The sequence below is a fragment of the Ulvibacterium sp. genome, from assembly GCF_965228935.1.
Taxonomy (GTDB): Bacteria; Bacteroidota; Bacteroidia; order Flavobacteriales; family Flavobacteriaceae; genus Ulvibacterium.
This window is the reverse complement of record NZ_OZ245846.1, coordinates 1,964,288-1,984,693: the sequence shown is the minus strand read 5'-3', so window position 1 is coordinate 1,984,693 and position 20,406 is coordinate 1,964,288. Positions and strand designations below refer to the sequence as shown.

Genomic DNA, 20,406 nt, shown 5'->3' with positions numbered 1-20,406 from the left:
TATAGGAAATCGGGGGTATAGGGGATATGGACAATGTTAAAATCGTAATCCAGATTTCAAATGAAAAAGAAGTTCCCCAAAATAAGTATCATAGTCCCTATTCTTAATGAAGCCGATTATATCGGGAAGCTTCTATCTTGCTTGCAAAACAAAATCTCGCCGGAACATGTGGAAGAGATTTTGGTTGTTGATGGCGGGAGTAAGGATGGCTCCATTACGATAGCCGAAGCATACGGGGCAACGATAGTACACTCCAAAAAAGGGCGGGCAAAACAAATGAATTTGGGTGCCCGCATGGCCAAAGCCGAAATCCTCTACTTTCTCCATGCCGATACCCTGCCTCCAGAAAATTTTGTGCTTCATATTTTGGAAGCGATCAAAGGAGGATTCCAAGCGGGTTGTTTTCAAATGCGATTTGACAGTAATAGCAGGTTCCTAAAGTTCTTTGCTTGGTTTACACGAATCAACCACCAAATTTGCAGGGGAGGAGATCAATCCCTTTTTGTTACTAAAAAGCTTTTTCTAAGCACCAAGGGTTTTAATGAAGATTACAAAATCTATGAGGACTATGAGTTCATAGGACGCCTGTATAAAAAAACTAAATTTAGGGTACTTCCACTAATGGTAAAAACTTCGGCACGGAGGTATGAAAAGGTAGGGGTCATACGCTTGCAATACCACTTTGGGGTAATTCATCTTAAAAACTATTTAGGAGCGGGACCGGATCAACTCTATGACTATTACAAAAGAAAAATACCGATATAGATGCGTACCTTTTTATTTTAAGATATCGGGCCAAACTGCTTCAAAATATCCTAAACTCAAAAAATCGGGCAATTGACCGAAAATGACTACTTTTAACAAAAACCACAATTTTAAGGTACATTTTCTTCCTATCTTGCTTTTATGAAAGTAGTGCCGCAAACCTTTTATCAGAATTCCAAGATTGAAAAAGTGTTTTTGGACGGGCTTTCCTGTGTTCTGGAAAAAACAGTAGCGCATGCGGATCCACAAAATCAGCGGTATCTGGCAGCCCATGCAATTACCCTTGTCCGGAACGGCAAGCTTCAAATCGAGACTTTCGAAGGTAAGGTACAGACCGTTCAAAAAAATGAACTCATCTTCTTACCCAAGGGGATGTATATGATTTCTGATATCATTCCTAAAAATGATGTCTTTAATGCGTTGGTCTTTTTCTTTGATGATGACGTATGCGATGCTTTTCTGTCCAGTTTTGGACTGTTACAACCAGAAACGGTTTGTGGACCACTGCGTATCGATTTTAATGAAGACCTCCGATTATTCACGGACACCTTGACCAGTCTTTACAAAGGCAGGAACCAAAATCAGTTTACGCGGCCCAAGCTTGTTGAGTTCCTCCATTTGATAGCGCTCTCCGAACGGGGAGAAGATTTCGTAAATCGGCTACAGTCCTTAAAGACAAGGGAACGAAGAAGTATTCGGTCCTTTATGGAGGAACATTTTGACAAACCTTTGGATATAGAGGATTACGCCTACCTGACCGGAAGAAGTATATCTACTTTCCAACGGGATTTTAAGCATAGATTCCATATCTCCCCCAAAAAATGGTTGATACAAAAACGCTTGGAGAAAGCTGCCCTTCTTTTGCGGACTACTTCAAATTCGGTAAATGAAATTACGGTTGAAGTAGGTTACGAAAACACCTCACATTTTATAAAGGCATTCCACAAGAACTTTGGAATTTCGCCCAAACAATACCAAATCCGGCATCGTAAAAATGCACTGATTTAATACTTGTGTTGTGCCATAACACCTAGTTTTGACCGAAAAGCACCATTTTTGAAATATCCAAGGATTTAGCGGTCCCCGTTACACCTATCTTGCCCCCAAAATCATAAAAATGGAAAACATAGGATTTATAGGATTGGGTATTATGGGGAGTCGTATGGCCCGCAATCTTCAAAAAGAGGGACGTCGATTAACCGTGCATAATCGCACAAAAAGTAAAGCGAAGGATTTACTTGACCACGGAGCAAAATGGGTGGATTCCCCTAAAAAAATGGCTATGGACAACAACATCATCATTACCATGTTGTCCACACCAGAGGCGGTGCGGGAAGTGGCGTTGGGAAGAAATGGGTTTCTGGGGACCATGCAAAAGAAAAGTATCTGGATGAACTGTAGCACGGTAAATCCTTCGTTCTCCAAGGAGATGGCAGATAGGGCCAAAGGAAAGGGGATTGTTTACCTAGATGCCCCGGTTGCAGGAACCAAGGGACCCGCCGAGAAAGGGGAATTAGTATTTTTGGTAGGCGGAGACACCGAGGTTCTGGCAAAACTTGATCCCCTAATGCAGATCATGGGCAAAAAGGTAATCCCTCTTGGCAGTATAGGTCAGGGATCCCATATGAAAATGTTAATCAATCTACTGTTGGCCCAATCCATGCTGGCCTTTGGTGAAGCCATGGTACTGGGAAAAGAAATGGGGCTTACCGAGGATACTCTTTTTGATGTGCTTTTAAACGTTCCCGTAACGGCGCCATTTTTGAATGCGGTACGCCCCAAGCTGGAAAATGGGAACTATGAACCCAATTTTCCGCTACAGTGGATGCAAAAAGATTTGCACCTGGCTTCACTAACGGCCTACGAACTCAATGTAGCCATGCCTTCGCTAAACATTGCCAAGGAAGTCTTTGCCTTGGCCAAACAAAATGGATATGGGATGAAAGATTTCTCGTCCATATACGACTACCTGAAAATTAATAACACAAATGACAACCTCTAAATTTTTAGTAATGAAAACAAAAACAGTTCTCATCTATTTTTTGATGATACTATTTACCTTGTCCATCAAGGCGCAAGATGCCAAACAAGTCATATCCGATATGATAGAAACCGTAGGCGGAAAAGCCAATTTTTATAAGCTGAAAAATGTAACCTATGACTATGAATACATAAACCCAAAGGCTCCCATGACTTTAAAAAGTCATGAAACCTATGTATTCCATAAAGAAAAATCGCATGCGGCCTATTCCACAAATACGGTCACTGCCCCCGACGGTCAGAAGGTCGTTGAAGGCTATGATGGTACAAATGCCTGGGTTACTATGGATGGAAAACTATCGAACGACGAACAGGCCAATAACTTTGCCCGTTTTATGCGCAAGACCAATTACTATTGGTTTTCCATGTTCTTTAAACTATTGGACGACGGGGTAAACCATGAGTATTTGGGTTCAAAAACGGTAAATGGAAAGGCCTATGATAAGGTCAAAATCACTTTTGGCAATAATGTGGGCGACGCCCAGGACATTTATGTGCTATTCATCAACAAGGAAACCAAGTTGGTAGATCAGTTCCTATTTACGGTGATGAGCTTTCAAATGGCCGAACCTCAGCTTATGGTCATGGAATATGTAACTATAGATGGTATTCAAATTGGCAGTAAAAGAAAGTATATAGAAGCTGATTGGGAAGGCAATATCAAGGGGAAGCAATGGGTGACCACCAATTGGTCGAACATTGACTTTGATACGGATGTGGATATCTCTTTATTTGAGCGACCATAAGATTACAATAAATACCTGTCCGGTTGTACTGGCCGGATAGGTATTTTAATTATTCTCCTTCGTAATCCAGCAATATCCCTTCGGAAATCCATTTGGCCAATGCCTGCCTGTTATCAGGATCCAAAATTCTGCGTTGATCCTTTTTGTTGCGGATATTCCCAATTTCGATATAGGCCATGGCCGGATGTGTTTTCTTCACCAGATACAACGATGTGCGGTCACTAAAAGTACCGGAATAGGTACGGTTAGGCTGGAATTTCTTATACTTTGCCTGAAATGTCTTATGGATACTTTCGGCCAATTTCTTTCCATTTTTGCTCTTTTCATGATGATAGAAAAATACATCAATGTTCTGTCCCTTACTACGGCTATCCACATGGGTTACAATCAGACGCTGGTATTTTCCCTTATTTTTTAAATACAACTTGTTGACGGCTTCTACACGTTGTTTCAGGCGGGCTACCTGGTTCAAGGGAATGGTCTCTTTGGGATAATTCACCTCGTCCCTGTCGATTTCCAAAATACGGTCATCCCGGATGCCATCATCGGGATCACGTATAATGATGTGTACCGTTGCCCCATGTGCTATCAATTCCCTGGCCAACCGAAGGGTAACATCATAGGCATACTCGTCTTCCGCAATCGACTTGCCCCGATACACGGCCATAGCCCCGGGATCAGGGCCCCCATGGCCAGAAACCAAGTAATAGACCGCTCCTTTTAAGCGCTTACTTTTGGGAAGTACCAGGGCATGTTTCTTGCCAAAGATGGAAAATTCCTTCCCTTTCACTTCCTTGATTTTCGTGGACTGCTTTTGAATGGAATCCACTACCGCAACCGTATCCAAGGGCATTTGTGGAATTTTATAGCTTCTTCCCTCATACAGGTGCACGCTATCCCGAAGATTATCCATATTCAATGCGATAAAATCATCATAGGCCTCATAGGGGTTCATCCCCTGTTTTCGCAATAAGGAAAGAATACCATCCCCTTTTTGGGCTACAATGGTGGGTAAGGAATCCTGTCCATTGGCACCATGGGTTCCATAATAGAGAATGAGCAACAGGGGCAGAAAACAAAATCTCTTCGCAAGCAAAACCATCGCCATTTTAGCTTTTCGAAACAAAAAATCAAAAACGATGCCTAAAAGTCCAGCACTTTACAAAAGTAAGTAACAGAAAATGCTATGGAGCAGGAAGTAGAACGATTTGTCAACGATTTATTTAACAACGTTCCTCTCAACCTTGCTCTGGGAATCAACAAGACACGTTCATAGTATTGGGAATATCGCTTTCAAATTCCTTAACCATTTCATTGCATTTCAAGTTTCGAAACAAAGCCCCGTTCCTGTAATTTATCTTCTGTTTTTCTGACTAAGAGACTGAAAAAAAGACATACTAATCCTAAGAACATAAAAAATGAGAATAGCAATTAACGGTATGGGGCGCATAGGTCGAGCCGCCCTAAAGGTTATCAATGAAACCCCGGGACTTGAAGTTGTGGCGGTAAACGATATTGTTTCCATCGAAAACACGGCTTATTTGTTAAAATACGACACGGTTTATGGAGTTTACGAAAAAGAAGTTTCGCATGAAGGCGATGTACTCCTAGTTGATGGGCAGCAAATCCAGTATACCTCTATCAGGACTCCAGAAGAACTGCCCTGGGCAGCACAAAAGGTGGATTTGGTAATCGAGAGCACTGGGGTCTTTACCCTAGGGGAGGATGCCGAAAGACATATCAAGGCCGGTGCCAAAACGGTGGTGATATCCGCACCGACAAAAAGTACCGATACCCCAACGGTAGTCCATGGCGTGAATTCCCGGGATGGAAATACCAGTGTATTTTCATGCGCCAGTTGTACCACGAATAATATCAGTCCCGTTGTGGAGGTACTGGGTAGAAGGATAGGTATCAAAAAAGCCATTATGACCACGGTACATGCGTATACCGCATCCCAGGGTATTGTGGATGCGCCTTCCAAAAAGAATTTTAGGATGGGAAGGGCGGGTGCCCAAAACCTGATTCCGACAACTACGGGAGCGGCTATCGCCACAACAAAGGCATTACCGGAATATGCCGGAAAGTTTGACGGGGTCGCCATTCGGGTTCCGGTTCCCGTAGGTTCCATATCGGATATGGTTTTCGTCACGGAAAGACCGGTCACCGCTGAAGAAGTCAATCAAATTCTTGAGGAAGAGGCAAAAACGGAACGTTACACCCATGTTTTGGATACTACTACCGAACCCATTGTCTCTTCCGATATCATCAAAAGTCCCTATGCCTCTACCGTAGATTTAAGCATGACCCGTGTAGTGGATGGCGACCTGCTAAAGGTAATGACCTGGTATGACAATGAATGGGGATTCACCAATCAGATGATCCGTCAGATTTTGGAACTAAAAGGTTAATACAGATTCGAAAAAAGCCGGCCTGGGCCGGCTTTTTGTTGTCAATATATTTTAGGGTAGCCTATATTTGTGTTATATGCCCTTTTGAGCTGTTGGCTATTGCAATACCGGGCAATAATTCAAATTGATCCATAGCTATGCAACATCATATCCTCATTAACATTTGTGCCATTTTTGGGGTGGCCACGGCGGTAATCATTATTTGTAAATTCCTCAAAGTACGTTATATCATCGGTTATTTGATTACCGGCGTACTTCTGAGCCCCAATACCAGCACGTATTTCGCCGACATGGAAGAGGTGGAGGTCTATGCCGAAATCGGTATTATTCTACTATTGTTTACCGTGGGTCTGGAATTTTCGTTCACCAACCTTAAGCGGATTAAAAATTATGTGCTTATCGGGGGAGCTTCTCAGGTGTTTTTTACCATTATCCTTACCTCGATACTTATTTGGGCCTTAATGCGTCCCTCGGTGGCGGAGAGCATTTTTTGGGGATTTTTATATGCTTTGAGCAGTACCGCAATTGTGGTTAAGGTACTTCAGGACAATAATAAGATCAATACCCCACATGGGAAATTCATATTGGCCATTTTGCTTTTTCAGGACATTATGATCGTTCCCCTGATGTTGTTTACCCCAATTTTGGCCGGGGCCGGCGGAAATGTGGGCGAAGAGTTGTTGTGGCTATCCGGCAAATTGATTCTCATGGGAGGAATATCCTATGTACTGGCCCAATTTGTTATTCCCTTCTTTTTAAAAACGGTAATGAAAATCCAAAGTCAGGAAGTTTTTTTAATTGCCACGGTGTTCATAGTAACCGGTATTGCGTTGCTTACGGAAGAACTGGGGCTATCCCTGGCCTTGGGTGCCTTTATCGCGGGACTCATCATTGCGGAAACCGACTACAACCGTATGGCCATTTCCTGTTTTTTACCCTTTAGATACGTGTTTATGAGCTTTTTCTTTATATCCATGGGCATGTTGTTGGATTACCAAATCTTTTTGACCGATACCTTGTGGATCATCTTCTGGTTCTTCTTTGCCCTTTTGGTCAAGGCCGTAGCCGGCATATTGGCGGTAAAGGTGATGAAACTGGAATGGAAGACCGCGATTGCCGTTGGGTTTTCCATTGCCCAGATCGGGGAATTTTCCTTCGTCCTGGCGCAGAGTGGTCTGGAGTATGAGTTGATCAGCCAGAACAACTACCAAATATTCCTTGCGGTTTCCATCTTGTTGATGTCATTTACACCGTTTATTGTGTCCAATGCGGAAAAGATTCCCCAATTGATATTGAAACCTTTAAAACCTAAATCCAATGCCTAATCTAAAACTTTATGGGGCCGATTGGTGTATGAAATCAGCCAACCTAAGAAATTATCTACAATCCATTTGGGTAGAATTTGAGGACTTCAATGTAGAGACCGATGCGGAAGCCGAAGAGACCGTACGTGCCTTGTACGATGGTGCATTGAAATTTCCGACGGTGACCTATGGGACAGAATTCCTTAAAAACCCTACTACAAGTGAACTGAAGGCATTTCTGGAAAAGCATAGATTACTGGATTCCTAAGAAAGATTCGTTCCGAGCATAAATACTTTTATGGCTTTATGTAAAAAAATCCGTTTACCCTAAAAAGTGTAAAAGCCCAATGCCCAAAAGATGTTGTGTTAGCTAAACGATGCGCCACTCCCGGAATTGGGCCTTTGAAGCCAAAGAACGTTTTATTCTCAATACTTCATTCCATTTGGCCATCCGTTCACTTCGCGTAAAGGATCCTACTTTTAATTGTCCGGCGTTGCTCGCCACCGCCAAATGACTAATGAAGCTATCCTCGGTCTCTCCACTCCGCGCCGAAATTACGGGTCGCCATCCGGCTTTTTGGGTAATTTGTATGGCTTCCAGGGTTTCCGTTACCGTACCTATCTGGTTAAGTTTAATCAACACGGCATTCGCTAATTTATGTCGGATACCCTGTTTGATCCTATCCGGATTGGTCGTAAAAAGGTCGTCTCCAATAATTTGGATTCTATCCCCATAATCTTTGGTCAGTTTTTTCCAATTTTCTAAATCAGTATCGGCAAAGGGATCCTCTATGGATATAATGGGGTACTTCTCCAACCAACCACATAATAAATTAAAAAAATCGTCCTGACTGAACACCTTATTTTCCAAACGAAATCGGTAGGTCTTACTTTTCTCGTCATAGAGATCACTGGCTGCGATATCCAAAGCGATGGAAGCATCGATTCCGGGCTTATATCCGGCTTTTTCGATACCCTGTATGAAAGTTTCGAAGATTTGGTCATGATTTTCAAATTCCGGCCAATATCCACCTTCATCCGCTACACCAAAATACCGGTTTTGTTCTTTTAGGATTTCGCCTGTAGCCCTAAAAACATCGGACGTTATTTCCAACGTTTCTTCGTAACTATTCGCACCATTGGCGATTAAAAGAAAGTCCTGGACATCGGTGTGCCATTGGGCATGGGCCCCGCCACCGATAATTTGGATTTCCGGAAAAGGAAGTAGATTTCCTTGTTCCCTTCCCAAATAGGCAAACAAAGGAAGGTCGAGCGCATTTGCAGCTGCCGCCGCTACGGCCGTGGAAACGGCGAGTATGGCATTGGCTCCCAATGCCGATTTATTGGGGGTTCCATCCAACGCTATCATAAGTTCATCTATCATTTTCTGTTGTCTCGGGTCTTTTCCAATCAACGCGGGTGCAATAATTTCATTAACGTTCCCTATGGCTTTGTTCACCGATTTCCCATCAAAATGTTGTGGATCGCCATCCCTTAACTCGTGGGCTTCGTATTGTCCGGTAGATGCCCCTGATGGGGCCACACCCCTACCTATATTCCCATTGTCCAGCTGTACCTCAACCTCAACGGTGGGATTGCCACGGGAATCAAAAATGGTATAGGCCTCCACGGCATTAATTATCATTTACTAGATGTTTACTTGATTATCATGTTGTAGATTTCAATTGCGACATGTTCTTTTCCGGCACACTCCAAATAACATATCTAGGCAAATATAAACGGTCGTCAAGAATTTCAATCATTTTTGGGCTTTCAAATAGGTGGCATTTTGTAAGGTTTTGAACCAGGTTTGGATGATAGCTTGCAGCCCTGGATCTTTTCCCGCTATCTGCTTTAGGGCAAACTCCCGAGTCAATGCCTGCTTGTCGGGGCTTAGATATTCCACGGGGGATTTACCATCAACCCTAGCCAAAAGAAGCATAGGCAATAATCTTGCCGTACGTTTTTGTAGCTCCTGAAAATCATAGGTGCCATCCCTTTCCTTTTCGTAGGTTAAAAGAAAAGCTTTAACAAAGTGTTCAAGATTTGTGTAGCGGGGCGCATGATACAGTCCTTTGAGCAAAAGATGTGAGGACAAAAACGCAATGTCAAAAGCCGCGTCGCCATAGAAGGCTACTTCACAATCTACCACGACCATGCGCTTCTTTGAAATCAAAATGTTTTTTGGACTATAGTCCCCGTGGACAAGGCATTCCTGAGTATTCTTTAAACGTTCCGCTTCCTTGAGGATTTCCGGGGCAACCAAGGGGTGCCTTTCCGCACAATGCAGAAGGTAGGGCGAAATACGTAACTGGGTAAAATTTTGAAGGGAATTGAACTGTTTTGCGACAGCCTTGTCAGAATAGGAATGCTGATGGATTTTCCCCAACACCCTCCCGGCCTCCTGGGCATGGGTCTCTTGAAAATCCCCTCCCATTAGCAGGGTTTTCCAATTGGAGAAACCTTGATCAAGGAATTCCATAACAAAGTAGCCCGATCCTCGACCCAGTAGTTTTGGAACCGCGTTTGGTAAAAATTGGGCGACATATTCCAAATACTTGATCTCGAAATCATTTCGGGACACGTCCGCAAACCAATCCGATTTGACCTTTAGTTTTTTAAGCGCCCTTTTGACCACAAAAATCTTTCTGTCCGTATCGATCCTATAGATTTCGCTGGATACACCCCCGGTCAGTAATTCAAATCTCGAAGTTTTGGATATAGGTAGACCATCGGCGATAAGCTGTTCCAAAAACTCGGGATTCATATAATAACTTTTGTAATTTCCACCACTTTTGAGCTCCTGGGAACCACAATAACATTCTCTTTAAATCGCTTTTTCATGGGTCACTATTTAAATGATCAATGGGATTTAATCTTCCGGAGTATTCAATTTTCTTCAAGATAAGGAAAAAACAAGGGAGCGATTCGATACTTCAGCCCTCCAAATTTAAATATCTTCTATCTGGTCTCACTCACACCTTCGTAAATGGTATTGGATCAATAAATAATAGAGGTAGTTATTATATAATTTGTGGTGTTACCACTATAGTTAACGGCTATATCGAAAAAAGTTTTCTTATTTTGACATGGGCCCAATGTACCGATAATAAAACCAAATCGATTGGGATATCAACATATTTAATGCTTCTAAGGTAAACAGGAAGAATCTCCGTAATATTTGAAAATTGGACAAGGAAGAAATATTTTTCAATTTAAACCCTATCAATTTTTTTATCATCTCCGGACTTGTCCAAAATTTTATCTTGGCCGGAATCTTGTTTTTTAGAAAGGGAAATCGACCTATTGCCAATAGAATACTATCCTTGACCATGATCATCGTTAGCCTACATTTGGCATATCTGATGGTTTTGGACACCAATCTTGATAATATAGCTCCCTTCCTACTCTGGATACCTTTTTCATTTCTGACAGCTCTAGGCCCTCTTATCTATTTTTATACCAAAGCACTCGTTAACACAAGTTTTAGTAGATCGGAAATGACATATGCGTATTTCATCCCGGTCACCGTAGAGATAATCTTTCAGGCAATCAATGTGGTTTATGGTATCAGAAATGACCAGCTTTTCTACAACACCCCTTTTTACTTTTATGCAGCACCAATTCTGTACATTTGGACGGCATGTTCTATCCTATATTACCTCCATATTTCCCTTGGTATCATCAAAAATCATGAAATCTGGGCGCTGAAAAATTTCTCGAACCTAAAGGAAATCACATTGGCATGGTTACAAAAACTGATAGTTTATTATCGATTGTTGTGGATGATTTGGGTTCCATTTATGATACTATTCCTTTTGTTTTTCAAATTTCAATTACAGTATATCGGCATTGTTCTCGTTCTCTACCTTTTATTACTGGCCATTACCTACCTGACCTTTTGGATTGGTCTGGAGGGTCTGGGACATGCCAGTAGCATTGTCTTGAAACGAATTGTTGGAACAAGGGAAAATAAAAACTTTGGTAATCTGTCCCAATCTCAAATACTAGCCTATATCGATGGGATAGAACGTCTTATGGAAAGAGACAAAGTATATCTGGATGAAAATTTGAATCTTAAGGAATTTTCAGCTTTTTTAAAACTTGATCCCAACCTTGTTTCCTATATTTTGAATGCCCATTTAAAGAGTAACTTTCACGATTTTGTAAACCGATACCGAATTGAAGAGGTAAAAAGCAGATTGGGCAAGCCGGCATATGGGAATATTACTTTACTTGGTATTGCCCTTGATTCTGGTTTCAATTCAAAGACCACTTTCAATCGGGTCTTCAAGAAAATCACGGGAATGACTCCGTCCGAATTCCAAAAAAAGAGGAAAATAGACCTCTAAAATAAGTACCATCCCTCATTATGGGGCGCATGAGGGCGAATGGTGCGCTTGTTTTGTCACTTGTTAAATCAAAACAATAATACCATGTATAAAATCGTCATTGCCGTCCTATTGCTTCACCCTATATTCTGTAAAGGTCAAAAATCGAAGATTGATGATAAGGACACCCTTCTACAAAAAATAATATCCGATCCATCCCAACAAGAAATTGATGACACGCTCTTCAAATTGAAGCAAAGGGACCTGTCGCCCAAAAATGTGCTGATTCACGATTCAATCGTACTTGCAAATACAAACACACTTTATGTATTATCCCATATCGTGGAAGATAATACACATTATGGCGCCGTAATCGTTCCGAAACGTAAAGATGACCTCAAATTGCCCATCATTATTTTTGCTACCGGCGGAGATGGGATACATACCGAATTTGATATCAGTACGGATTTCAACCACAGAGCTGTTCAATTTCCCAGTTTTTTAGGAGAAAATTTGGACGAGGAATTTATGGTGGTAATTCCATCCTTTAGAGGCCAACAACTCAGTATTGGCAATAAAAAATACCTCTCCGAAGGCAGCGTAGGCGATGCTTTTGATGGCGCAACGACCGATGCCCTAGGGTTTTTGAACGTGGTACTCGGGAACTTCGACCAAGCAGATAAAGATCGAATCGGCATACTAGGCGGAAGCAGGGGTGGAACCGTTGCACTTTTGGCCTCGGTAAGGGACAAGCGAATAAAAAGAGCGGTCGTTATTGCTGCTCCTTCGGATATGAAAGCACTCTACGGATTATATCCGAATCAGTTCAAATTATTGTTTTTCAAAGATTTGTTATCGGGGAATATCTCGGAAAAGGAAGCTAGACAACGATTCATAGCCAGTTCACCGATCCACTTTGCCAAGGAACTTCCCCTCGTGCAATTGCACCATGATGTGAATGACCCTTTTGTACCCATAGATTTTGCAAAGAATCTGGTGCTCAAGATGATGGAACGCAAAAATGGTGTCCACCTCTATTCCTACGAAGAGAACATCCATGGGTTCTGGGATGACGAACAGTATTGGGCCCGGGTACAGGATTTTATCAAAAAATTAGGCAAATAGCAAGGAATTATACTATTGGATAAGCTATTCCTTCTCCTTAGAAACCAAAAGACATCAACTTGGTGATAAAATGGATGTTTTTGGAGTTTCCCCTTTCGAAACACCATGAAAAGACAAAAGAGGAATCAATTTGATAAGCTTAAAGGTGTAAATACTAAAATTTGGTGGCCGGTGTCCTTAAAAAATGATTCGGCCGAGAATAGGATTTAACCATGATATTACAGAGGTTAATACTACTTTTAATTGCAACAATTAGTCTCAATTTTAAACATCCTCTTTCACCAAAGCCGTATTTGACTTTTCTCTATGAAAAACAATCAGCAGAAAGAGGATTCCAATTATAACCAAAAACACTACTTCAAGCATGGAGAGCAATTGGTTCATCTTTAGGGACTTTTGTGACAATTGGGTCAACTGGAGACTTTCTGAAAGTTGTACTTCTGAAAGCCGGTTCAGATTCTCGTTAATTTTTTTAAGCAAGACCTCCATTTCCTTTATGCCCAGCCCAGCCTTTGGTTCCTGATCTGCAAAAAAAGCTTTTTCCAGTTTTTGTAATTCCCAATAGTTTTCCTTTAAACGTTTAAAATAAACCGATTCATCCTGTGTTAATTTCGTTTTTGCAAAATTTTCGAAAAGCGGAACAATGTTATCATCGGCAACCGATTGGAGCTCTTCTCGTTCGGATACTTCCAACGACATCTCTTTTTGGTGAAACAGGTTGTTTAGCCGATAAATATAATCCTGGGCAACCACACGATCCTCAAAAACCGAATTGACCGTATGCTCTACAGTTGAGAAATTCCTTCTGTTCAACCGGTTCGATGCAAGCACCAGCAAAAATGCAATAGCGAGGATAAATCCGGCATGAATCCGCTGTTTTAAAGTCAATTTCTTGGGCATTTTATGAGCTTAGTGGGTTCATTTTCTAGGGCATTTTCCGCACAGACGCAGTTTTCTGAAAAAATCCGCCCGGCCCTTATAACCTATCAACCTTTTGAGCAATTCAAATAGCGGTGGGGACCAGGCGGACTACATTTATCAACAATCTAAATTCTTCGTAACTCGCCCGATTCAAGGGCATTTTCCAAATCTGCCGATACCACGGGGTGGCTACCAAAAAACCGTCTTCCATCGGTTCTTTTGATCTTCACCTTCAATGTACCATCCTTTTTTTCCTTTATAGAGGTCACGACCACTTTATTTCCCTCAACTCTCTTGTAATTGGCAATTCCCCCTCTTTTTATAATAAAGTTTGGTCTTGGAAAATCAATGTATTTGTAGCTGGGGGCATCGGGACGACCTATTTCAAGTACATCGCCGATCTGCACCTCTTGTGATGTTGTTTGTTCAGTATCCTGTGCACTTACGTTTACTGTTGCAATCAAAAATAATATTGCGAAAAATAACTGTTTCATAACTGTATATTTAGGGTTTATAATTAATTTTTCCTTTATCAAGTGCGCCTTTTAAAAATCCAACCCCGAAAACGAATCGGACAATCTCTGGTGGGGCTTTTCCACTTTGGTGATTTTTAGTGATTTTGTATCCGATGGGATTTCCATTTGGAGGGTATCCCCGGCAGCTAGCCCTATGAGGTTCGCTCCTAACGTACTGATTACAGATATTCTCTTTCCCATGGTGTTTTCTTCCGACGGCGGCACTAGTCGAAGAATTCGGCTTCCCCCTTCCTCAGAACTCAGGGTTACCCGAGAGTACAAGCGGACAACATCGCTGGGCACTTCTTCCTCATCCTTTACCAAGGCATCATCTATACTTTCCTTGAGTCGTTCCAAGGCATCCTTATGTGCATAATCCTCATAGTGCTTGTGGAAGTTCAGTATCCGCTTAAGGGTCAAGTATTCCTTTTTTTCCAATATCATACCTCCGTATTTCATTCCTGTGTTTTTGTTCTACTGATGTAGGGTATGGACAATCTCCTGAAATTGATTTTGCACTATATGGGCAAAGGGTATGCCATTGATAGTGACTCCTGTACGAAAAGAAGTATAAGTCACTGATAATTAGAAATAAAGAGGTCTTTCAAAATAATAGGACAAGGAAAGGAATCGGGGAATTTTTCCCCGGTCGAGGAATTCTTCCCCAGTGATTATTTTAATTTTCCACGGAGGGTCTTGCGGTCAACACCCAAGATTTCGGCAGCTTTTGTCTTATTGCCTCCCGTAGATGCAAGCACTTGTTGAATGTACTCCTTTTCCTTTTCTTGAAGCGTCGGGAATCCTTTTTTAGGAAAGTCAATTTGATATTTTAATTCGTTGGGTAAATGCTGCAACTTAATTTCCCCATCGCACATTATAACGGCACGTTGCACTACATTCTCAAGTTCACGGATGTTGCCCGGCCATAGATACCGTTCGAGCACTCCAAGGGCATCTGGTGTTATGCGGACCAAACGGTCTTTGTATTCCATACCATATTTCCGAAGAAACCTTTCTATTAAAAGGGGAATATCGGTTGGTCGGTCGCGCAATGGAGGAACGTTGATGGAAACCACGGTAAGTCGATAATAAAGGTCTTCCCTAAAAATCTTTTTTGCTATGAGCTCATCCAGATCGCTATTGGTGGCGGCTATGACGCGTACCTCGACCTTTTCCGATCGTTGTGAACCTACCTTGGTCACTTCTTTTTCTTGCAAGACCCGCAGTAGCTTACTTTGGACAACCAGGGAAGCATTGCCGATCTCATCTAAAAAAATAGTCCCTTGGTTAGCCGCTTGAAAAAACCCTTGGCGGTTTTCATTGGCACCGGTAAAAGCCCCCTTGGTATAGCCAAAGAGTTCCGCTTCCAGAAGGTTTTCCGGGATGGCCCCACAATTCACGGCAATAAAAGGGGCACGTGCAAACTTGCCGGAATAGTGTATGGCGCGGGCCACCAGCTCTTTCCCTGTTCCGCTCTCACCTCGTACTAGAACAGTGGCCCTGTTATCCTTTACCCTATCGATGACCTCGGTAACTTTTTGAAATGCCTCCGATTTTCCTATCATATCGGCATAGCCATTCGTAATAAGCGTGTTTTTTGATGATAGTATAGTCCTTTTGGACATTCCGCTTTTCAAGGATTTTTTGACCGCCTCGGCCAGTTCCATTTTGGTAAACGGCTTTGTAAGGTAGTCCGTTGCACCGGACTTGATAACGCTTAACGCGTCCTCCACGGATGGAAAGCCCGTGACCACCAGTTTGGACATATCGGGATGGTGTTCCGCAGCGTATTTTATCAATTGGATGCCATCGACCTCGGGCATGTTAATGTCGGTAATCAACAGATCGATTTCGGTATCCTTCAAAATATGGAGCGCCTCTTTTACGGATACGGCCTTATAGGTATGATAGTCCATAGATTTAAGGTGCCTTTGCAGCAATTCCAATATTTGGATGTCATCATCTACCAATAATATGTTCTCCTTTCTAAGCAATACTTTTATTTTTTCGGGAATTCTATGAAAAATATGGTGCCCGACGGTTCATTGGGCTCATGGTAAATCATACCCTGATGGCTTTGTACGATACCGTGCACTACACTTAGCCCCAATCCGGAACCTTCCCCGATCGGCTTGGTGGTATAGAAAGGGTCAAAGATATGTTGTGCCGTTTCTTTGGAAATACCGGAGCCTTCATCGGTAATTTTCAGGATTACCTTATCTTTTTCGTCCAATATATTTACAACTATGGTGCTCTTGGGTGGAGAGAAATAAACGGCATTGACCACGAGATTGAAAACTACCTGTGTTAATTGAATCTTGTCGATTCGGAGTGGTATGGGTCTTTTGGCAGTAATCAATTCGCAAGTAACCTCACTTTGTCGAAGTGTAGTCCGCATCAACGCAATGGCATCTTCTATAATTGCCACGATGTCCACGGTTTCCTTTTCCTGAGGCATCTCACAGGCAAAGAACATAAGTTTTTTGACCACTTCCCTTGAAAAAATGGTGTTGGTAATAATCTTGTCCAAGTCCTTTGCTGCCTGAGCATCCCTTTGAACCCTGTCCTTCAAAAGTTCGGTGAAACCCAAAATATTGGCAAGGGGTGTATTGAGTTCATGGGCGATGCCCGCCGTAATCTCACCTAAGATGCGCAAGCGGTCCGATTGTTCCACCTGTCTTCGAATACGAGCCTCGTTTTCCCTTATTTCCTTGCGTTCCAACAGATTACCCACCTCCAAACAGACATTGTCCAACAGTTGCTGTTCCTCTTCCAAAAAATCGGCCAGTACATGTTTGGGAGCGGGATAGCCCACTTTGATACTTCCCTTGGGCTTATTGAATATAGTGATGGGGGATTCCAAAAAAACATAATCCTCGCCTTTTTCCGCCGTCTTAATACTATATCCGGAAGTCTGCAGTACTACATAGGTCTCCTTTTCAAATTGCCAAGCTCGTTCCAGACATTGTACAATTCCCTTCAAGGCGGTTTTTACATTGTCATAATCACAATTGACGATTAAGGAAGTCACCTCGTACAGACAGGTGAGTTCCTTGATGCGTTCCTTTAATTTTTGTTCAGCAGTGTGCAAGCTCTTCAAATTTTTAGCAAATTACTGATTTATGGAATCATCGCGACATAATCGAGAATGAATGAAATCAAATCTTGAAACGGAAATTGAGTAACAGCGGTTCCATACAACGAACCATCAAGAATCCCCTTGATAGTACCACTTAAAAATACTGCCCAATTCCAAATACAATGCCTCCACTGGAAGAATCGTTGGTAATAAGTCCGAACCCATAATCAATCCTAAAAATAGCATTGAAAATACGCTTATGGATAAATCGAAGCCCTACTCCGGGATAAACCCGAACATTGTCGTAATCAATAAAGTCGGAAAAACTACCTCCTGGTAAACGCCAGGAACCACTATCCACAAAAACATTGCCCTGCAGTACAAACCAATCCTTTTCTACCAAGGTATGCCTAAATTCCGTATTCAATACGATGGCTCCTGTACCGCGATCTATAAGGATCCCCACACCACGAATATTCAGGTTATTATCCAAGGCAAAAGGGGCAAAGGGAGTTTCAACATTATCGGAAATTCCCAAACGTAACCTATTGGCCCAATTACCTCTCTTTCCCACACGCTTAAAGAACATAAAGTCATTGAAGCCGATCCAAAACCCGGGCAGGCGCTGATCTTGGCTACGAACGTATTGAAAGTTAAGTATACTGCGAAATCCGCTTATGTATTGATAGTAGTAGCGTAGGGCATCAAAATTGTAGATAAGCTTGTATAAATATTTATCCACGACCAGTTCTTGTGGCACATCGGACGACGTGGCCCCCGTAATATAACTGTAATCTTCCGTAAAGAAATTCATTCCTACTTCAATACGGTTCTTAAAATTAAACTCGTGTAGGAGCAAAGCCTCAAAAGCCCTGTTGTTGTACCGATAATCCGCAGTACCCTCGGATAAAAAAACCGGTTCCCGCGTGGTAAAATCCTGATAGGTCAGGGAAACCCCTGTACGTTTCCCGAACAGATTGGGTGCCCGAAGGTTTACTCCATAGGAATTAAAGACATCCCGTTGATAAAAGACTCCCAAGGTAATGTTACGCCCCAAAAGATTGAACTCCTGTAGTCCCAACCGAAAAGCCAACTCGTCGTTTACCGTACTATAAAAGTTGGCAAAGGGGATAAGGGTAAAATTCTCTACAATATTAAAACGTAGGTCGCACTGGCTATTCTCGGCTAGTATTACTTCAAAATCGGCATGGGAAACGGAGGGTAACCTTTTTAAGCGTTGTATGTCCTTTTCGATGACTACGGAATCCAATTCCTGCCCCTCCTGTATCTGGAGCAATTTTTTAAGAAAAGCGGGTTTTGTCTTTTTGGTGCCTTGAATTTCTATTTTTACTATGGTGGTCTGCGAAAAAGCATGTAGTCCAAGAAGAAAAAAGCAGATCGCACCGAGTAGTCTCATAAAAGGTCGCTTTTAATTTTCCTGTATCATAAAGGACACCTCGGAAAAGAGATTTACCCAATTATCCTCGCTAACCCCCATTAAGGTAAATCCATACGAATCGCCCATAATTAGATCCGGGGGGTCGCTCCGGGTGATGTTCAAAGTTACATTTTCCTTATCGTAATAGCGAAATATTTTTTCTTGGGTATAGGTACCGGACAAGAGATCATTATTTTCGGTAGAAACTACTTGAAAATAAATAATCGTATCATCATAGCTACCGTCCGTCCATGAAAATCTTGGTGTTACCGAATCCAAATCCTCTATCTGTACATTTCCCGGCAAATACTCGGTGGGTCGGGAAACACTTTTGATTCGAATGGGATTGCAAAGATGCATCCTTCCATCTTCCTCGAAGGAAACAATGACCCATTTACCTTCTTCTACCTGGGCATCTATTCGTTTTAAATACCCGTTGAACACGTCTTTTGGACTTGCCCGGACTTCTTCATATTCAGCAAAATTATTTTTATCCGCCCCTAAAGAGGTAGTTTCAAAATACCGAATATCCGTGGCGCCTGGTCTGGGATATAGAAATACATGGGTCAAATCGTCATTTTGGCTACTGGCGGCACAGGCGATCACATTATCCAAAACAATTTCCCGATCCCTCACAGCGGCCCTTAGGGTTCCATTGAATACCTCCTGATCTACGGAACAACCGTATAATAGCAACACAAATAAAATGGGGAACGCTTTCAAAATCAATACATTTTATAATGGGCACTGATGATGTCCTGAGCCGGCTTGTTCTGTGGCGTAAAGCGGTTGTCCTTACCTCCACCCACTTCCTTGTGCCTAATGAACCATTTCCATACATAACCCCCGGCAAACCAATCCTCGTCCCAAAACTCCTCAAAAATGGCCTTGGTAGCATTTACCTGGGCCTGCAAGTTGACCTTTTCCTCATTATGGTCCACCAACCAAGGTTTTTTGGCCGTATAGTCCATACTACGATATCCATACTCCGTAAACAAAACAGGTTTTTGCTTTTGATCCGCTAGCGTTGAGATGGCTGTTTTCCACTTTTGCCACCCCTTTTTCAACTGTTCAATGGTAGGGGATTTTTCTTCTGAAAGCGGAAAATAGGCATCAATACCTATGTAATCCAATTGCTCCCAAAAAGGGACTCTTGGATATTCATCCCAATTGGCGGCGTAGGTGAGTTTTCCGGAATATTCCTTTCTGATTTCGCCTATCAGCCTTTTCCAATACTCCGGCCGATTTTTTACGAATTGCTCCAACTCCGTTCCAATACAAAAAATGGATACTTGGGTCTCCTCGGCCAACTTGGCATAGCTAAGGATAAATTTTTTATAGGACGCCTCCAATGTTTTCCAATCTTCCTCGGATTTCATCTGCAAAGTACCGGTATACTCCCCACGCCAAATCCAGATTTGAGGCTTGAGCATTATCCTTACCCCATTCTTTTTCAACAACCCGATATATTGTTTGGCTCCCAGCTTTGTCTCTCCGTACCATTGCCGATCCGTATCAAAAATCACTTCGGGCGAATGTATATTACGAGTAAACGCAAATGGCATAACAGCAGCATGATTGGCATGAACCTTTAGTACTTCTTCCACATGTTCTTGGGCCACCTCTTCCCTAGAGGCCACAAAACTTACCCCATTTATTTTTTTCTTGATCTGGCTCGAACAGGAAAACTGGAGAAGGCATAAAAAAAGAAGTCCTAACTTTTTCATCAAA

20 protein-coding genes are annotated in these 20,406 nt (G+C 42.2%); 9 read left to right on the top strand and 11 right to left on the bottom strand.

Features of this window, described 5'->3' with window-relative positions:
• The first annotated feature begins 60 nt into the window (after positions 1 to 60).
• From ACO06Y_RS08310 to ACO06Y_RS08295, 4 genes are all read left to right on the top strand, one after another.
• Positions 61 to 765 (top strand): TIGR04283 family arsenosugar biosynthesis glycosyltransferase, encoded by a 705-nt coding sequence (locus ACO06Y_RS08310; RefSeq protein WP_422083377.1) that lies wholly within the window; start codon positions 61 to 63, stop codon positions 763 to 765.
• Positions 766 to 906: 141 nt separating this feature from the next.
• Positions 907 to 1,773, top strand: coding sequence for a helix-turn-helix domain-containing protein (locus ACO06Y_RS08305; RefSeq protein ID WP_422083376.1), 867 nt, complete (start codon positions 907 to 909; stop codon positions 1,771 to 1,773).
• A 109-nt stretch (positions 1,774 to 1,882) separates the two neighbouring features.
• Positions 1,883 to 2,767: an NAD(P)-dependent oxidoreductase gene (locus ACO06Y_RS08300; protein WP_422083375.1), complete on the top strand. Its 885-nt coding sequence runs from the start codon at positions 1,883 to 1,885 to the stop codon at positions 2,765 to 2,767.
• A 10-nt stretch (positions 2,768 to 2,777) separates the two neighbouring features.
• Positions 2,778 to 3,551 carry a hypothetical protein gene (locus tag ACO06Y_RS08295; RefSeq protein ID WP_422083374.1) on the top strand — a complete coding sequence of 258 codons (774 nt, stop codon included), beginning with the start codon at positions 2,778 to 2,780 and terminating at the stop codon, positions 3,549 to 3,551.
• A 49-nt stretch (positions 3,552 to 3,600) separates the two neighbouring features.
• Here ACO06Y_RS08295 and ACO06Y_RS08290 read toward each other — a convergent pair whose 3' ends face one another.
• A complete protein-coding gene (locus tag ACO06Y_RS08290; RefSeq protein WP_422084248.1) occupies positions 3,601 to 4,608 on the bottom strand; it encodes an N-acetylmuramoyl-L-alanine amidase family protein in 1,008 nt (335 codons plus the stop codon).
• A gap of 361 nt (positions 4,609 to 4,969) precedes the next feature.
• Between ACO06Y_RS08290 and gap the strand changes: the two genes are divergently transcribed.
• The 3 genes from gap (at position 4,970) to ACO06Y_RS08275 (ending at position 7,534) form a co-directional block, all read left to right on the top strand.
• Complete coding sequence (gene gap / locus ACO06Y_RS08285; protein ID WP_422083373.1) at positions 4,970 to 5,962, top strand: type I glyceraldehyde-3-phosphate dehydrogenase; 993 nt, start codon at positions 4,970 to 4,972, stop codon at positions 5,960 to 5,962.
• A gap of 137 nt (positions 5,963 to 6,099) precedes the next feature.
• The gene (locus tag ACO06Y_RS08280) at positions 6,100 to 7,287 is read left to right on the top strand and encodes a cation:proton antiporter (protein WP_422083372.1); all 1,188 of its coding nucleotides are present in this window, start codon (positions 6,100 to 6,102) and stop codon (positions 7,285 to 7,287) included.
• Positions 7,280 to 7,534 carry a glutaredoxin family protein gene (locus tag ACO06Y_RS08275; protein WP_422083371.1) on the top strand — a complete coding sequence of 85 codons (255 nt, stop codon included), beginning with the start codon at positions 7,280 to 7,282 and terminating at the stop codon, positions 7,532 to 7,534. Before ACO06Y_RS08280 ends, ACO06Y_RS08275 begins: the two co-directional genes overlap by 8 nt.
• A gap of 102 nt (positions 7,535 to 7,636) precedes the next feature.
• Here ACO06Y_RS08275 and eno read toward each other — a convergent pair whose 3' ends face one another.
• Positions 7,637 to 8,911, bottom strand: a complete 1,275-nt coding sequence (eno, locus tag ACO06Y_RS08270) for a phosphopyruvate hydratase (protein WP_422083370.1) — start codon at positions 8,909 to 8,911, stop codon at positions 7,637 to 7,639.
• Between the two features lie 114 nt (positions 8,912 to 9,025).
• Positions 9,026 to 10,033, bottom strand: a complete 1,008-nt coding sequence (locus ACO06Y_RS08265; RefSeq protein ID WP_422083369.1) for a phosphotransferase family protein — start codon at positions 10,031 to 10,033, stop codon at positions 9,026 to 9,028.
• 499 nt (positions 10,034 to 10,532) lie between these two features.
• Here ACO06Y_RS08265 and ACO06Y_RS08260 point away from each other — a divergent pair, with 499 nt between their 5' ends.
• On the top strand, positions 10,533 to 11,618 hold the full coding sequence (locus tag ACO06Y_RS08260) for a helix-turn-helix domain-containing protein (protein ID WP_422083368.1): 1,086 nt from the start codon (positions 10,533 to 10,535) through the stop codon (positions 11,616 to 11,618).
• A gap of 84 nt (positions 11,619 to 11,702) precedes the next feature.
• Positions 11,703 to 12,722, top strand: coding sequence for an alpha/beta hydrolase family protein (locus ACO06Y_RS08255; protein WP_422083367.1), 1,020 nt, complete (start codon positions 11,703 to 11,705; stop codon positions 12,720 to 12,722).
• A 264-nt stretch (positions 12,723 to 12,986) separates the two neighbouring features.
• Here the strand turns inward: ACO06Y_RS08255 and ACO06Y_RS08250 are convergent, their stop codons facing one another.
• From ACO06Y_RS08250 to ACO06Y_RS08215, 8 genes are all read right to left on the bottom strand, one after another.
• On the bottom strand, positions 12,987 to 13,622 hold the full coding sequence (locus tag ACO06Y_RS08250) for a hypothetical protein (protein ID WP_422083366.1): 636 nt from the start codon (positions 13,620 to 13,622) through the stop codon (positions 12,987 to 12,989).
• Positions 13,623 to 13,768: 146 nt separating this feature from the next.
• Positions 13,769 to 14,137 carry a hypothetical protein gene (locus ACO06Y_RS08245; RefSeq protein ID WP_422083365.1) on the bottom strand — a complete coding sequence of 123 codons (369 nt, stop codon included), beginning with the start codon at positions 14,135 to 14,137 and terminating at the stop codon, positions 13,769 to 13,771.
• Positions 14,138 to 14,188: 51 nt separating this feature from the next.
• Complete coding sequence (locus tag ACO06Y_RS08240) at positions 14,189 to 14,617, bottom strand: GreA/GreB family elongation factor (RefSeq protein WP_422083364.1); 429 nt, start codon at positions 14,615 to 14,617, stop codon at positions 14,189 to 14,191.
• 212 nt (positions 14,618 to 14,829) lie between these two features.
• Positions 14,830 to 16,152, bottom strand: coding sequence for a sigma-54-dependent transcriptional regulator (locus ACO06Y_RS08235; RefSeq protein WP_422083363.1), 1,323 nt, complete (start codon positions 16,150 to 16,152; stop codon positions 14,830 to 14,832).
• Positions 16,153 to 16,157: 5 nt separating this feature from the next.
• Complete coding sequence (locus tag ACO06Y_RS08230; RefSeq protein ID WP_422083362.1) at positions 16,158 to 17,249, bottom strand: sensor histidine kinase; 1,092 nt, start codon at positions 17,247 to 17,249, stop codon at positions 16,158 to 16,160.
• Between the two features lie 142 nt (positions 17,250 to 17,391).
• Entirely contained in the window at positions 17,392 to 18,654 is a 1,263-nt protein-coding gene (locus ACO06Y_RS08225; RefSeq protein ID WP_422083361.1) for a POTRA domain-containing protein, read from the bottom strand.
• A gap of 12 nt (positions 18,655 to 18,666) precedes the next feature.
• A complete protein-coding gene (locus ACO06Y_RS08220) occupies positions 18,667 to 19,398 on the bottom strand; it encodes a hypothetical protein (protein WP_422083360.1) in 732 nt (243 codons plus the stop codon).
• Positions 19,399 to 19,400: 2 nt separating this feature from the next.
• Positions 19,401 to 20,402 (bottom strand): glycoside hydrolase family 113, encoded by a 1,002-nt coding sequence (locus ACO06Y_RS08215; RefSeq protein ID WP_422083359.1) that lies wholly within the window; start codon positions 20,400 to 20,402, stop codon positions 19,401 to 19,403.
• Between the last annotated feature and the right edge of the window lie 4 nt (positions 20,403 to 20,406).